The sequence below is a fragment of the Ectopseudomonas khazarica genome, assembly GCF_017915135.1.
Classification (GTDB): domain Bacteria; phylum Pseudomonadota; class Gammaproteobacteria; order Pseudomonadales; family Pseudomonadaceae; genus Aquipseudomonas; species Aquipseudomonas khazarica.
In genome coordinates this window covers 795,427-809,650 of the sequence record NZ_CP068551.1, presented here as the reverse complement: position 1 = coordinate 809,650, position 14,224 = coordinate 795,427, and the positions used below count along the sequence as shown (strand labels likewise).

General features: G+C 65.7%; 11 protein-coding genes. All 11 read left to right on the top strand.

The window, feature by feature from the left end:
• Positions 1 to 18 precede the first annotated feature (18 nt).
• The 11 genes from JLK41_RS03670 (at position 19) to JLK41_RS03620 (ending at position 14,215) form a co-directional block, all read left to right on the top strand.
• Positions 19 to 1,794 (top strand): protein-disulfide reductase DsbD, encoded by a 1,776-nt coding sequence (locus tag JLK41_RS03670; RefSeq protein ID WP_210390379.1) that lies wholly within the window; start codon positions 19 to 21, stop codon positions 1,792 to 1,794.
• Between the two features lie 175 nt (positions 1,795 to 1,969).
• Positions 1,970 to 2,416 (top strand): type II 3-dehydroquinate dehydratase, encoded by a 447-nt coding sequence (gene aroQ, locus JLK41_RS03665; protein ID WP_037052599.1) that lies wholly within the window; start codon positions 1,970 to 1,972, stop codon positions 2,414 to 2,416.
• A 50-nt stretch (positions 2,417 to 2,466) separates the two neighbouring features.
• Entirely contained in the window at positions 2,467 to 2,931 is a 465-nt protein-coding gene (accB, locus tag JLK41_RS03660; protein ID WP_037052597.1) for an acetyl-CoA carboxylase biotin carboxyl carrier protein, read from the top strand.
• A gap of 17 nt (positions 2,932 to 2,948) precedes the next feature.
• Complete coding sequence (accC, locus tag JLK41_RS03655) at positions 2,949 to 4,304, top strand: acetyl-CoA carboxylase biotin carboxylase subunit (protein WP_037052595.1); 1,356 nt, start codon at positions 2,949 to 2,951, stop codon at positions 4,302 to 4,304.
• A gap of 127 nt (positions 4,305 to 4,431) precedes the next feature.
• Complete coding sequence (gene prmA, locus JLK41_RS03650) at positions 4,432 to 5,310, top strand: 50S ribosomal protein L11 methyltransferase (protein ID WP_134678066.1); 879 nt, start codon at positions 4,432 to 4,434, stop codon at positions 5,308 to 5,310.
• Positions 5,311 to 5,363: 53 nt separating this feature from the next.
• Positions 5,364 to 6,599, top strand: a complete 1,236-nt coding sequence (locus JLK41_RS03645) for a DUF3426 domain-containing protein (protein WP_210390378.1) — start codon at positions 5,364 to 5,366, stop codon at positions 6,597 to 6,599.
• 229 nt (positions 6,600 to 6,828) lie between these two features.
• The gene (gene dusB, locus JLK41_RS03640) at positions 6,829 to 7,827 is read left to right on the top strand and encodes a tRNA dihydrouridine synthase DusB (RefSeq protein ID WP_037052578.1); all 999 of its coding nucleotides are present in this window, start codon (positions 6,829 to 6,831) and stop codon (positions 7,825 to 7,827) included.
• Positions 7,824 to 8,144: a DNA-binding transcriptional regulator Fis gene (fis, locus tag JLK41_RS03635; protein ID WP_037052576.1), complete on the top strand. Its 321-nt coding sequence runs from the start codon at positions 7,824 to 7,826 to the stop codon at positions 8,142 to 8,144. Before dusB ends, fis begins: the two co-directional genes overlap by 4 nt.
• 75 nt (positions 8,145 to 8,219) lie before the next feature.
• Positions 8,220 to 9,827, top strand: coding sequence for a bifunctional phosphoribosylaminoimidazolecarboxamide formyltransferase/IMP cyclohydrolase (gene purH / locus JLK41_RS03630; protein ID WP_037052574.1), 1,608 nt, complete (start codon positions 8,220 to 8,222; stop codon positions 9,825 to 9,827).
• 109 nt (positions 9,828 to 9,936) lie between these two features.
• On the top strand, positions 9,937 to 11,226 hold the full coding sequence (purD, locus tag JLK41_RS03625) for a phosphoribosylamine--glycine ligase (protein ID WP_210390376.1): 1,290 nt from the start codon (positions 9,937 to 9,939) through the stop codon (positions 11,224 to 11,226).
• A 208-nt stretch (positions 11,227 to 11,434) separates the two neighbouring features.
• Complete coding sequence (locus JLK41_RS03620; RefSeq protein ID WP_210390374.1) at positions 11,435 to 14,215, top strand: hybrid sensor histidine kinase/response regulator; 2,781 nt, start codon at positions 11,435 to 11,437, stop codon at positions 14,213 to 14,215.
• The last annotated feature ends 9 nt before the right edge of the window (positions 14,216 to 14,224 follow it).

Sequence of the window (14,224 nt, the reverse complement as noted above, 5' to 3'; positions counted from 1 at the left end):
CGCCGAGATAGTCGCCCGATGTCACTGCGTCGTCTGCTCCTTCCCCTGCTCCTGCTGTGCCTGAGCCTGCCGGCCAGCGCCAACCTGTTCGATCAGCGCCCGGCCGCGTCGCCGCTTGGCGCCCCGCTGAACAACAGCAGCGATTTCCTGCCGGTACGGGAAGCCTTCAAGCTGAGCCTGGTGAGCAGCGATGCGCAGAGCGTGACCCTGCGTTTCGTCGCGGCCGAGGGCTACTACCTGTACCGCCACCGCCTGAATTTCAGCGTGGAGCCGGCCGGCTTCGACCTCGGCGAGGCGCAACTGCCTGCCGGCAAGGCCAAGCACGACGAATTCTTCGGCGATGTCGAGGTGTACTACGGCGTGCTCGACGTGCGCCTGCCGCTGGACAACCCGGACAACCGCCCGCTGCGCCTGCAGGTGGGCTACCAGGGCTGTGCCGACAAGGGCCTGTGCTACCCGCCCGAGACCGAGTACATCGAGATCGGCGAGATGCCCGCCAGCGTCGCCGACCTGCAGCAGAGCGAGTGGACCTGGAAAGATCTGGCGCTGTTCTTCCTCGCCGGGCTGGGCCTGACCTTCACCCCCTGCGTGCTGCCCATGCTGCCGATTCTCTCCGGCGTGGTGCTGCGCGGTCGCCCGAGCAATGCCCGCGGGCTGGTCCTGTCGCTCGCCTACGTGCTGCCGATGGCGGCCTGCTATGCCGTGCTCGGTGCGCTGATGGGGCTGTTCGGCGCCGGTCTCAACCTGCAGGCCATGCTGCAGTCGCCCTGGGTACTGGTGCCCTTCGCCGCCTTCTTCGGCCTGTTCGCCATGGCGATGTTCGGCGTCTTCGAACTGCGCCTGCCGGCCTTCATACGCGACCGCCTCGACCAGCGCGCCAGCCAGACCCGGGGCGGCACCATCGCCGGTGCCGCGACCCTGGGCGTGCTGTCGAGCCTGATCGTGTCGCCCTGCATCACCGCGCCCCTGACCGCCCTGCTGCTCTATATCAGCAGCACCGGCGACGCCGTCGGTGGCGGCCTGCAACTGTTCGCCCTGGGCCTGGGCATGGGCACGCCGCTGGTGCTGTTCGGCGCGGGCGGCGGCGCCCTGCTGCCGAAGTCCGGCCCGTGGCTGGTCACCGTGCGCAACGCCTTCGGCGTGATGCTCCTGGCCGTGTCCGTCTGGCTGCTCGAACGCGTGCTGCCGGGCAGCCTCAGCCTGGCGCTGTGGGGCCTGCTGGCCGGCGGCGTGGCGGTGTTCCTCGGCGCGCTGGAATTCGGCCCGAAGACGCACCGGCAGAAACTCGGCCAGATCGTCGGCCTGGCCCTGCTGGTCTACGCCCTGGCCGCCTGGGTCGGTGCCCTGCAGGGCACGAGCGACCCGCTCAAGCCGCTCGGTCAGCTGTCGGCCACTGCCAGCCAGGGCAGCACCAAGAGCGGTGCCTGGCAGACCCTGAGCAGCCCTGCCGAGCTGGACGCCGCGCTGGCCGAGGCCAAGGCAGCCGGGCAACCGCTGCTGCTGGACTGGTACGCCGACTGGTGCATCAGCTGCAAGGTGATCGAACGCGAGGTGTTCGGCAACGCCGAGGTGGGTAGCAAGCTGGCCGGCTGGAGACTGATACGCTTCGACATCACCGAAAGCAGCGCCGCGCAGCGCGCCCTGCTGGATCGCTACCAGCTGTTCGGGCCGCCCGCCATCCAGCTGTTCTCCGCCCGGGGTGACGAACTGCTCGATCTGCGTGTCGTAGGTGAAGTCGACGCCGCGACCTTCGGCGTGCGCCTGGATCGAGCCGCGGCACGCAGCAGCCGCTGACCAGCCACACCGCGGACATTGCGACCTCACAGGGGCAGCGCAACGATCCGATAGCGACCAGACCAGCTGCTATAGTCATATTCTTGCCGCAAACGGCAGGCATCGTGTCGACTATTGCTGACATCGCACGGCTGCGGCATAGTCCCGCGCAGCCCGAACAACAAGGAACGCGTCCATGGCCACTCTACTGGTACTTCACGGCCCCAACCTGAATCTGCTGGGTACCCGTGAGCCAGACAAATACGGCGCCACCACGCTGGCCGAGATCAATCAGGACCTGGAGCTGCGCGCCCGCGAAGCCGGCCACCACCTGATGTACCTGCAAAGCAATGCCGAGTACGAACTGATCGACCGCATTCACGCCGCAAAGGGTGAAGGCGTCGACTTTATCCTGATCAATCCTGCCGCTTTTACCCATACGAGTGTCGCATTACGTGACGCGTTGCTGGCAGTGAGCATCCCATTCATCGAAGTGCACCTGTCCAACGTGCACAAGCGTGAACCATTCCGCCATCACTCCTATTTTTCCGACGTTGCAGTAGGGGTGATCTGCGGCCTTGGCGCCAGCGGTTATCGGCTGGCCCTGGAAGCGGCACTCGAACAACTGGCCGAGCGCGCCTGACGCGACGCTCGGTAGACAAGTCCTACCTCACCTCTGGGAGTTGAACCTTCATGGATATCCGTAAAGTCAAGAAACTGATCGAGCTGCTGGAAGAGTCCGGTATCGACGAGCTGGAGATCAAAGAGGGCGAAGAGTCCGTACGCATCAGCCGTCACAGCAACAAGCAGCCGGCTTACGCCGCGCAGCCCATCTATGCACCGGCCCCGGCCGCTGCTCCGGTTGCCGCCCCGGCCCCGGCCGCCAGCGCTGAAGCCGCCCCGGCTGCCGCTCCGAAGCTGAACGGCACCGTCGCCCGTTCGCCGATGGTCGGCACCTTCTACCGCGCCGCGTCGCCGACCTCGGGCAACTTCGTCGAAGTGGGGCAGAGCGTGAAGAAAGGCGACATCCTGTGCATCGTCGAAGCGATGAAGATGATGAACCACATCGAGGCCGAAGCCAGCGGCGTGATCGAGTCCATCCTGGTGGAAAACGGCCAGCCGGTTGAGTACGACCAGCCCCTGTTCACCATCGTTTGATGCACGGGGAGCCTGCAATGCAGAAGCTGGAAAAAGTCCTTATCGCCAACCGTGGCGAAATCGCCCTGCGCATCCTGCGCGCCTGCAAGGAACTGGGGATCAAGACGGTGGCCGTGCACTCCACCGCCGACCGCGAACTGATGCACCTGGGCCTGGCCGACGAGTCCGTCTGCATTGGTCCGGCGCCCGGCGCACAGTCCTACCTGCACATCCCGGCGATCATCAGCGCGGCTGAAGTCACCGGCGCCACTGCCATCCACCCGGGTTACGGCTTCCTTGCCGAGAACGCCGACTTCGCCGAACAGGTGGAGAACTCCGGCTTCGCCTTCATCGGCCCGAAAGCCGACGTGATCCGCCTGATGGGCGACAAGGTGTCGGCCAAGGACGCCATGATCAAGTCCGGCGTACCGGTGGTACCCGGCTCCGACGGCCCGCTGCCGGAAGACGAGGAAGAAGCCCTGCGCATCGCCCGTGAAGTGGGCTATCCGGTGATCATCAAGGCCGCCGGCGGCGGTGGTGGTCGCGGCATGCGCGTGGTGCACAAGGAAGAAGACCTGATCAAGTCGGCCAAGCTGACCCGCACCGAAGCCGGTGCCGCGTTCGGCAACCCGATGGTCTATCTGGAAAAATTCCTCGGCAACCCGCGCCACGTCGAAGTCCAGGTGCTGTCCGACGGCCAGGGCAACGCCATTCACCTGTACGACCGTGACTGCTCGCTGCAGCGTCGCCACCAGAAGGTGATCGAAGAGGCCCCGGCCCCGCTGATCGACGAGAAGGCCCGCGCCGAAGTGCTCAAGCGCTGCGTCGATGCCTGCGTCGAGATCGGCTACCGTGGCGCCGGCACCTTCGAGTTCCTCTACGAAGATGGCCGTTTCTACTTCATCGAGATGAACACCCGTGTTCAGGTGGAGCACCCGGTCACCGAGATGGTCACCGGCATCGACATCGTCAAGGAGATGCTCAGCATCGCCGCCGGCAACAAGCTGTCGATCAAGCAGGAAGACGTGAAGATCCTCGGTCACTCGGTCGAGTGCCGGATCAACGCCGAAGACCCGGACAACTTCATGCCCAGCCCCGGCAAGGTCAAGCACTTCCATGCCCCGGGCGGCAACGGCGTTCGTGTCGACTCGCACCTGTACAGTGGCTACAGCGTACCGCCGCACTACGACTCGCTGATCGGCAAGCTGATCACCTTCGGCAAGGATCGCGACGAGGCCATGGCGCGCATGCGCAATGCCCTGGACGAGATCGTCGTCGACGGCATCAAGACCAACGTGCCGCTGCACCGCGACCTGACCCGCGACAAGGGTTTCGTCAAAGGCGGCGTGAACATCCACTACCTGGAAAAGAAACTGGGTATGGACAGGCACTGAGCCTGATACGCGTTGCAACAAGGGCTGCCCACGGGCGGCCCTTGTCGTTTCGGCGGGCACGCTGGCAAGCCGGCCGTCCGTTCAAGTAAGCTGCGCGGCCAAACGCGCCCCGTTCATGAGGTTTTCCATGCCCTGGTTACAAGTCCGTCTCGCCATCACCCCCGAGCAGGCGGAAACCTACGAAGATGCCCTGCTGGAAGTGGGCGCCGTGTCGGTGACCTTCATGGATGCCGAAGACCAGCCGATCTTCGAACCGGACCTGGGCACCACGCCGCTGTGGTCGCATACCCACCTGCTGGCGCTGTTCGAAGCCGACACCGATGAAACCGCGCTGCTCGCTCACCTGCAGCTGCTGTGCGGCGGCGCACTGCCCGAGCACCAGGTCGAGCGCATCGAGGACCAGGACTGGGAGCGCAGCTGGATGGACAACTTCCAGCCCATGCGTTTCGGCCGGCGCCTGTGGATCGTCCCCAGCTGGCACGCCGCGCCGGAGCCGCAAGCCGTGAACCTGCTGCTCGATCCGGGCCTGGCCTTCGGCACCGGCACCCACCCCACCACCGCCCTGTGCCTGGAATGGCTCGACGGCCAGCAGCTCGAAGGCTGCAGCGTGATCGATTTCGGTTGCGGCTCGGGCATTCTCGCCATCGCCGCCCTGCTGCTCGGCGCACCGCAGGCGGTCGGCACCGATATCGACCCGCAGGCGCTGGAAGCCTCGCGCGACAACGCTTCGCGCAATGGCATCGACCCGGCGCGTTTCCCGGTCTACCTGCCTGCGGACATGCCCCAGCAACAAGCCGACGTGGTGGTCGCCAACATTCTCGCCGGCCCGCTGGTAGCCCTGGCCGCGCAGATCACCAGCCTGGTCAGGGGCGGTGGACGCCTGGCGCTGTCGGGCATTCTCGCCGAGCAGGCCGAGGAAGTCCGTGCCGCCTACGCAGAGGCGTTCGACCTCGACCCGACGGCCGTCAAGGATGGCTGGGTGCGCATCAGCGGCGTCAAGCGCTGAACCGCACATAGCCGTTGCGTTAGACTAGCCGCCTCGTTTTCCCGGACCCGCGCATGAGCGAAAGCCACGTCACCCAGTGCCCCAATTGCCGCACCAGCTTCCGCGTCAGCCAGGCGCAGCTGGCTGCGGCCCATGGCGCAGTCCGCTGCGGTGCCTGCCTGCACGTGTTCAACGCCGCCGAGCAACTGTTCGGCCCGCGCGGTGCGGCAGCGGCGAGCAGCGTCAAGCCGGTCAGTGCCCCCGCCAGCAAGCCGCAGCCACCAGGCAGCCCCAAGGCGCCTGCGGCGAAGGCCGTCGACGAGACCCTGTGGATTCATGACGATCTCGACCTGGACAATCTCGACCTGGACGAGGAGCTGGCCAAGCTGGAAGAGCAGGAGCAGCAGCTGTCGCAGCAGTTCCTAGCCCTGGAGCGCGCGCCACGCTACAGCGAGAGCTTTGGCAGCGCCACGGCACAGGACGACGACGATGTGCATGACGAGGCCTGGGCCGAAGCACTGCTGCGTGACGAACAGGTAAAGCGCGACAGCTTCGAGCTGGAGCCGACGAACGCCCCCGAGCCTGCGCCGCGCCAGAGCGACGAGCCGCTCGCAGCGGCCTCGCCAGCCGCGAGTGGCGTCGAACGCGAACAGCCGCAAGAGCCTCGCATCGGCGCACTGGACGCGGCGGACGCTGAGGACGACCGGCCTCGCGACGAGCCCGAACCCGACGACAGCGCACGCAGCGAGCCTGCACTGCGCGAGGAACGCCTGTTCGACCTCGACGACGAACCGCTGCAACTCGACTGGCAGCAGCAGAAGGAGACGGCCTGGGGTCGCCTGTTCGGCTGGGGCCTGCTCAACCTGCTGGCCGCAGCTGGGCTGCTGGCGCAGTACGCCGCCTACAACTTCGACGAACTGGCGCGTCAGGATCGCTATCGCCTCTGGTTCGAACAGCTCTGCCCGAACATCGGCTGCGAGCTGCCGTCGAAGGTCGACATCAGCCAGATCCGCAGCAGCAACCTGGTGGTGCGCAGCCACCCGGAGTTCTCCGGCGCACTGATCGTCGACGCCATCCTCTACAACCGCGCGCCCTTCGCCCAGCCCTTCCCGCTGCTGGAAATGCGCTTCGCCGACCTCGGCGGCCAACTGGTCGCCAGTCGTCGCTTCAAACCCAGCGAATACCTCGCCGGCGAGCTCGCCGGGCAGAGCGAAATGCCGCCGCAGACGCCCATTCACATCTCGCTGGACATCCTCGACCCGGGCACCCGCGCGGTGAACTACAGCCTCAGCTTCCACTCCCCGGAATAGCCTGGAGGCCACGCGGCCTGTGGTCGCAGGCCGTCCATCTAACTACTGGCGATAAGCCCATAGCTGTTCAGAATTTGTTCAAAACAGCCTTTATCCGGTCACCCAGAGCGGGTATCATGCCCACCCTTTCGCGAGCACCGACCCACCATCGTTTCCCCTGAGGACACAGTGGAGGGCAGGTGTTGATCGCCCTTTGTCTCAACTGCGAACCAACAAGCAGGGACGCCCCATGTCGGCCCCACGTATTGGCCCCTACACATTGCCCAATCGGTTGATCCTGGCCCCCATGGCCGGTGTCACCGATCGCCCGTTCCGCCAGCTGTGCCGCAACCTCGGCGCCGGCCTGGTGGTGTCGGAGATGGTCACCAGCGATGTGCGCCTGTGGAATAGCCGCAAGTCCAGTCTGCGTCTGCTGCACGCCGGTGATCCCGAGCCACGCTCGGTGCAGATCGCCGGAGGCGACCCGCAGATGCTCGCCGAAGCGGCGCGCAAGAACGTCGAGCTGGGCGCACAGATCATCGATATCAATATGGGCTGCCCGGCCAAGAAGGTCTGCAACAAGGCCGCCGGCTCCGCCCTGCTGCGCGACGAGCCGCTGGTGCGCGAGATCCTCGATGCCGTGGTCGGCGCGGTGAGCGTGCCGGTCACCCTGAAGATCCGCACCGGCTGGGACCGACAGAACAAGAACGGCGTGACCGTGGCGAAGATCGCCGAGGACGCCGGCATCAGCGCACTGGCCGTACACGGTCGCACCCGCGCCGACCTGTACACCGGCGACGCCGAGTACGAGACCATCGCCGCCATCAAGCAGGCGGTCAGCATCCCGGTGTTCGCCAACGGCGACATCGACTCCCCACAGAAAGCCAAGGCCGTGCTCGACGCCACCGGCGCCGACGCGCTGCTGATCGGTCGCGCCGCACAGGGCCGGCCGTGGATCTTTCGTGAAATCGAGCATTACCTGCGTACCGGCAGCACCCTGCCGGCGCCCGGTCTGCTCGAAGTGGAACGCATTCTGCTAGAACACCTGGCCGCACTGCACGCCTTCTACGGCGAATTGATGGGCGTACGCATCGCCCGCAAGCATGTCGGCTGGTATCTGGCAACCCTGCCGGGCGCCAGGGAGTTTCGCGCCCAGTTCAACCGTCTGGACAGTACGGACGCACAGTGCGCCCACGTTCGCGAGTTCTTCCGCGAGCGGCACGATGATGGAAACGAGGTGGCCGCATGACGTTGATGACAGAGACCTTAGTGAGTGGAATTGCACCCGTGAGTGACAACACCAGCCTGAAACAGCACCTGAGCACGCCGAGCGAAGAGGGCCAGACCCTGCGCGGCGCCGTGGAGAAGGCGCTGCATAACTATTTCGCCCACCTGGAGGGCGCGGACGTCACCGACGTGTACAACCTGGTGCTCACCGAAGTGGAAGCGCCGCTGCTGGAAACCGTCATGAATTATGTGAAAGGTAACCAGACCAAGGCCTCCGAACTGCTCGGCCTCAACCGCGGCACGCTGCGCAAGAAGCTCAAGCAGTACGATCTGCTGTAACCCTGAACTCCTGAAAAGGGCGGCCCGCATGAGCCGCCTTTTTTGCTGATATCCCCCGCTCTGATGGATAGTGACATGACCGACCAGACCACCCTTCTGCCCGTCCGCCGCGCGCTGATCAGCGTTTCCGACAAGACCGGCGTCCTCGAGTTTGCCCGTGAACTGAGCGCCCTCGGTGTCGAGATCCTCTCCACTGGCGGCACCTACAAGCTGCTCAAGGACAACGGCGTAGCCGCAGTGGAAGTGGCGGACTACACCGGCTTCCCGGAGATGATGGACGGCCGCGTGAAGACCCTGCACCCGAAGATCCACGGCGGCATCCTCGGCCGTCGCGCCCTCGACGCGGCGGTGATGGACGAGCACGGCATCAAGCCGATCGACCTGGTGGCGGTCAACCTCTACCCCTTCGAGGCCACCGTGGCCAAGCCTGACTGCGACCTGGCCGACGCCATCGAGAACATCGATATCGGCGGCCCGACCATGGTCCGTTCGGCCGCGAAGAACCACAAGGACGTAGCCATCGTGGTCAACACCGGCGACTACGCCGGCATCGTCGCCGCGCTGAAAGCCGGTGGCCTGAGCTATGCCCAGCGTTTCGACCTGGCCCTCAAGGCCTTCGAGCACACTGCCGCCTATGACGGCATGATCGCCAACTACCTGGGCACCATCGACCAGGCGCGTGACACCCTGTCCACCGAAGGCCGTGGCGCCTTCCCGCGCACCTTCAACAGCCAGTTCGTCAAGGCGCAGGAAATGCGCTACGGCGAGAACCCGCACCAGAGCGCGGCGTTCTACGTGGAAGCGAAGAAGGGTGAAGCCAGCGTCTCCACCGCCATCCAGCTGCAGGGCAAGGAGCTGTCCTTCAACAACGTGGCCGACACCGACGCCGCGCTGGAATGCGTGAAGAGCTTCGTCAAGCCAGCCTGCGTCATCGTCAAGCACGCCAACCCGTGCGGCGTCGCCGTGGTTCCGGAAGACGAAGGCGGCATCCGCAAGGCTTACGACCTGGCCTACGCCACCGACACCGAGTCGGCCTTCGGCGGCATCATCGCCTTCAACCGCGAGCTGGATGGCGAAACCGCCAAGGCCATCGTCGAGCGCCAGTTCGTCGAAGTGATCATCGCCCCGAAAATCTCCGCCGCAGCCCGTGAAGTGGTCGCGGCCAAGGCCAACGTGCGCCTGCTCGAGTGCGGCGAATGGCCGGCCGAACGTGCCGCCGGCTGGGACTTCAAGCGGGTCAACGGTGGCCTGCTGGTGCAGAGCCGCGACATCGGCATGATCAAGGCGGAAGACCTGAAGATCGTGACCCAGCGCGCACCGAGCGAGCAGGAAATCCATGACCTGATCTTCGCCTGGAAAGTGGCCAAGTTCGTCAAATCCAACGCCATCGTCTACGCCAAGAACCGTCAGACCGTGGGTGTCGGCGCCGGCCAGATGAGCCGCGTCAACTCCGCCCGCATCGCCGCGATCAAGGCCGAGCACGCCGGCCTGCCGGTACCGGGCGCGGTCATGGCCTCGGACGCCTTCTTCCCGTTCCGCGACGGCATCGACAATGCCGCCAAGGCCGGCATCACTGCCGTGATCCAGCCAGGTGGCTCGATGCGCGACAACGAAGTGATCGCGGCGGCCGACGAAGCCGGCATTGCCATGGTGTTCACTTCGATGCGCCATTTCCGTCACTAACAGCGAGCCGCAAGCCGCAAACTGCAAGCCGCAAGAAGAAGCAGAATCGTATCCGCTCCACTTGTAGCTTGTAGCTTGTAGCTTGTCGCTCTCTCCGCAGGAGAGATTTATGAACGTACTGATCATCGGCAGCGGCGGCCGCGAGCACGCCCTGGCCTGGAAAGTGGCGCAGGACAAGCGCGTCGAGAAGGTTTTCGTTGCCCCGGGCAACGCCGGCACCGCCGTCGAGGCCAAGTGCGAGAACGTCGCCATCGACGTGCTGGCCATCGAGCAACTGGCTGACTTCGCCGAGAACAACGTGCAGCTGACCATCGTCGGCCCGGAAGCGCCGCTGGTCAAAGGCGTGGTCGATCTGTTCCGCAAGCGCGGCCTGGACATCTTCGGCCCTACCGCCGCGGCTGCTCAGCTGGAAGGCTCCAAGGCCTTCACCAAGGACTTCCTGGCGCGCCAGCGGATCCCCACCGCCGACTACCAGAATTTCACCGAGATCGAGCCGGCGCTGGCCTACCTGCGCGAGAAGGGTGCGCCCATCGTGATCAAGGCCGATGGTCTGGCCGCCGGCAAAGGCGTGATCGTCGCCATGACCCTCGAAGAAGCCGAGGCAGCCGTGCGCGACATGCTCGCCGGCAATGCCTTCGGTGACGCCGGTTCGCGCGTGGTGATCGAAGAGTTCCTCGACGGCGAGGAAGCCTCCTTCATCGTCATGGTCGACGGCGAGAACGTGCTGCCGATGGCCACCAGCCAGGACCACAAGCGGGTCGGCGACGCCGATACCGGCCCCAACACCGGCGGCATGGGTGCCTACTCCCCGGCTCCCGTGGTCACCGCCGACGTGCACAAGCGCGTCATGGACGAAGTGATCTACCCCACCGTGCGAGGCATGGCCAGCGAAGGCAACGTCTACACCGGCTTCCTCTATGCCGGCCTGATGATCGACAAGAGCGGCGCGCCGAAGGTCATCGAGTTCAACTGCCGCTTCGGCGACCCGGAAACCCAGCCGATCATGTGCCGCCTGGAAAGCTCCCTGGTGCTGCTGGTCGAGGCCGCGCTGGCCAAGGCGCTGGACAAGGTCGAAGCGACCTGGGACCCGCGTCCGACCGTGGGCGTGGTGCTGGCAGCCGGCGGCTACCCGGGCGACTACGCCAAGGGCGATGTGATCAGCGGCCTGGATGACGCTGCTCAGCTCGACGGCAAGGTGTTCCATGCCGGCACCGCGCTGAAGGACGGCCAGATCGTCACCGCAGGCGGCCGCGTGCTGTGCGCCACGGCCATCGGCGCCAGCGTCGCCGACGCCCAGCAGCAGGCCTACCGCCTTGCCGAGAAGATTCGCTGGAACGGCATGTTCCACCGCAACGACATCGGCTACCGCGCCATCGCCCGCGAACGCGGCGAGGACTGAGGCACAGGTGCGGACGGGCCAGCGAGCCGGCGGGTTCGACTCGCCGGTCACGCCTGCTGGCTCGCCAAGCAGCCGCCACGGGCCCGGAACGCCCGTGGCGAGCCGCGTTGCCAGTAGGCCTGACGGGTCACAAAAAGCCGCTCTGTAGCGTATTCCCCCAAACGGATGCTTGGCTATAATCCGGCCACTTATATAGAAGGACTTGCCCGTGCGCCGGCTCAGGATTGCCATTGGACTCATCGCCAGCTTGCTGCTGCTCGGCCTCGCCGTGACCGCAAGCGCCAGCGTAAGCCCGACGGGTACCACGACCTGGTCCTACCTAGTCGACGCCAGTGCACGGCTGGGGCTCGATGAGGTTCGCGCGCAACGCCAGCAGTTCAAGCCACTGACCAAGCAGTCCTTCACCTTCCCCACCAGCAAGCATGCCGTCTGGCTACGAGCCGAGCTGGCGCCGCAGCAGCAACCGGCCTGGCTGTGGATATTCTCGCCACGGGTTCAGTACCTCGATTACTACCTGCTCAGGGACGACCAGCTCGAGCAGAGCCATCACACCGGCGAGGCCATGCCGCAGGAATCGCGACCGCTGCCATCGCGTTTCTACCTGATGCCCCTGCCCAACGATGGCCAGGCCCGCGTCGCCTACGTACGCCTGACCTCCAACCACCCGCTGATGACCTGGTTCAAGGTGATGGACCAGGCCGAACTGGTCAGCCTGGAGAAGCCCGTCTACCTCTACGGCATGCTCTTCGGCGCGCTGTTGCTGCTGACCCTGTACAACCTCATCCGCTTCATCTACACCCGCAGTGGCAGTGCGCTGTGGCTGGCTGGCGTCAACATCGGCCTGGCCATCTGCTCCTCGGCCAACCTCGGCATCTTCGCCCAGTGGCTGCCCAGCCTGGGCTACAACCAGTCGCTGATCGCCGACCTCTCGGCGCTGTTCGCCGCCTTCAGCGTGCTGGCCTTCGGCATGGGTTTCGGACGCAATACACCAGTGCAGAACAGCCGCCTGAATCGCCTGCTGATGGGCAACGCCGTGCTGGTGCTGGCCTATGCACTGTGCATCGCCCTCACCGGCTTGTACTGGTTCAGCTCGCTGGTCTACCTGCTGGTGGTGGTGAGTTCGCTCAACCTGCTGCTGGTCAGCAGCCTGCACTGGCGCTCCGGTTACACACCGGCGCGCCTGATCGCCGTGGGCATGCTGGTGTTCAACCTCGGCTTCGGTTTCTTCGTGCCGGTGCTGCTCGGCTTCGACCAGCTCACTCCCGGCTGGCTGGTGCTCGGCGTGTTCAGTGTCGCGACCCTGGCCGGACTGATCCTCAGCATCTCGCTGACCGAGCGCCAACGGCAGATCCAGCAGGACACCCTGCAGCAGAGCACGGCGCTCGCCGCGAGCAGCGCGGAGCTGCGGGCCAAGGCCGAGTTCCTGGCCAAGATCAGCCACGAAATCCGTACCCCGATGAATGGTGTGCTGGGCATGACCGAGCTGCTGCTGGGCACGCCGCTGTCGGCCAAGCAACGCGACTACGTGCAGACCATCCACAGCTCGGGCAACGAGCTGCTCACCCTGATCAACGAAATCCTCGACATCTCCAAGCTCGAATCCGGCCAGATCGAGCTGGACGACGTGCAGTTCGACCTCGGCGCGCTGATCGAGGACTGCCTGGACATCTTCCGCGCCAAGGCCGAGCAGCAGAAGGTCGAACTGATCAGCTTCATCCAGCCGCAGGTGCCACGGGTGATCAGCGGCGACCCCACGCGTCTGCGTCAGGCCCTGCTGAGCCTGCTGGACAATGCGTTCAAGCAGACCGACGAGGGCGAGATCCTGCTGGTGGTCGCACTGGACAACAGCGACGGCAACTACCGCCTGCGCATCGCCGTACAGGACAGCGGCCGCCCGCTGCTGCCCGAAGAGCGCGACGCCCTGCTCAACGCCGAACTGCAGAGCCGTGACTTCCTCGCCGCCACCCGTCTCGGCGGCCGCCTGGGCCTGATCATCGCGCGCCAGCTGGTGCGCCTGATGGGCGGCGAATTCGGCATCCAGGGCAGCGGCAACCAGGGCACCACGCTGTGGCTGACCCTGCCACTGGACGCGGCCCGCCTGGAGCAACCGGAAGCCGACCTGGACAGCCCGCTGCAGGGCGCGCGCCTGCTGGTGGTGGACGACAACGACACCTGCCGCAAGGTGCTGATGCAGCAGTGCAACGCCTGGGGCATGCAGGTCAGTGCCGTGCCATCGGGCAAGGAGGCGCTGGCACTGTTGCGCACCAAGGCGCACATGCGCGAGTACTTCGACGCGGTGCTGCTCGACCAGGACATGCCCGGCATGACCGGCATGCAGCTGGCCGCCAAGATCAAGGAAGACCCTAGCCTCAACCACGACATCCTGATCGTCATGCTGACCGGCATCAGCAATGCGCCGAGCAAGGTGATCGCCCGCAACGCCGGGATCAAGCGCATCCTGGCCAAGCCGGTGGCCGGCTACACGCTCAAGACCACCCTGGCCGACGAACTGGCCCAGCGCCCCAACGACACCCCCGCCCAGGCCGCGCCGACGCCGGTGAGTACGCCGCTGAACGTGCCGGCCGACTTCCGCATCCTGGTGGCCGAAGACAACAGCATCTCCACCAAGGTGATTCGCGGCATGCTCGGCAAGCTCAACCTGCAGCCGGATACCGCCAGCAACGGCGAGGAAGCCCTCAGCGCGATGAAGGCGCAGCCCTACGACCTGGTGCTGATGGACTGCGAGATGCCGGTACTCGACGGTTTCTCCGCCACCGAGCAGCTGCGCGCCTGGGAACAGAGCGAGCAGCGCCCGCGCACCCCGGTGGTGGCGCTGACCGCGCACATCCTCAACGAACACAAGGAACGTGCCCGCGCCGTGGGCATGGACGGGCACATGTCCAAGCCGGTCGAGCTGTCGCAGTTGCGCGACCTGATCGAGCACTGGATCGCCGAGCGCGAACTGCGTCGCCAGCGTGAAGTGTCGTAAGGCGGGTGA

What these genes read in the sequence shown, in the direction of transcription:
- dusB (WP_037052578.1), top strand. Translation starts at nt 6,829, where the DNA reads ATGTCGGCCCCACGTATTGGCCCCTACACATTGCCCAATCGGTTGATC.
- accC (WP_037052595.1), top strand. Translation starts at nt 2,949, where the DNA reads ATGCAGAAGCTGGAAAAAGTCCTTATCGCCAACCGTGGCGAAATCGCC.
- purH (WP_037052574.1), top strand. Translation starts at nt 8,220, where the DNA reads ATGACCGACCAGACCACCCTTCTGCCCGTCCGCCGCGCGCTGATCAGC.
- aroQ (WP_037052599.1), top strand. Translation starts at nt 1,970, where the DNA reads ATGGCCACTCTACTGGTACTTCACGGCCCCAACCTGAATCTGCTGGGT.
- purD (WP_210390376.1), top strand. Translation starts at nt 9,937, where the DNA reads ATGAACGTACTGATCATCGGCAGCGGCGGCCGCGAGCACGCCCTGGCC.
- fis (WP_037052576.1), top strand. Translation starts at nt 7,824, where the DNA reads ATGACGTTGATGACAGAGACCTTAGTGAGTGGAATTGCACCCGTGAGT.
- JLK41_RS03670 (WP_210390379.1), top strand. Translation starts at nt 19, where the DNA reads ATGTCACTGCGTCGTCTGCTCCTTCCCCTGCTCCTGCTGTGCCTGAGC.
- accB (WP_037052597.1), top strand. Translation starts at nt 2,467, where the DNA reads ATGGATATCCGTAAAGTCAAGAAACTGATCGAGCTGCTGGAAGAGTCC.
- prmA (WP_134678066.1), top strand. Translation starts at nt 4,432, where the DNA reads ATGCCCTGGTTACAAGTCCGTCTCGCCATCACCCCCGAGCAGGCGGAA.
- JLK41_RS03645 (WP_210390378.1), top strand. Translation starts at nt 5,364, where the DNA reads ATGAGCGAAAGCCACGTCACCCAGTGCCCCAATTGCCGCACCAGCTTC.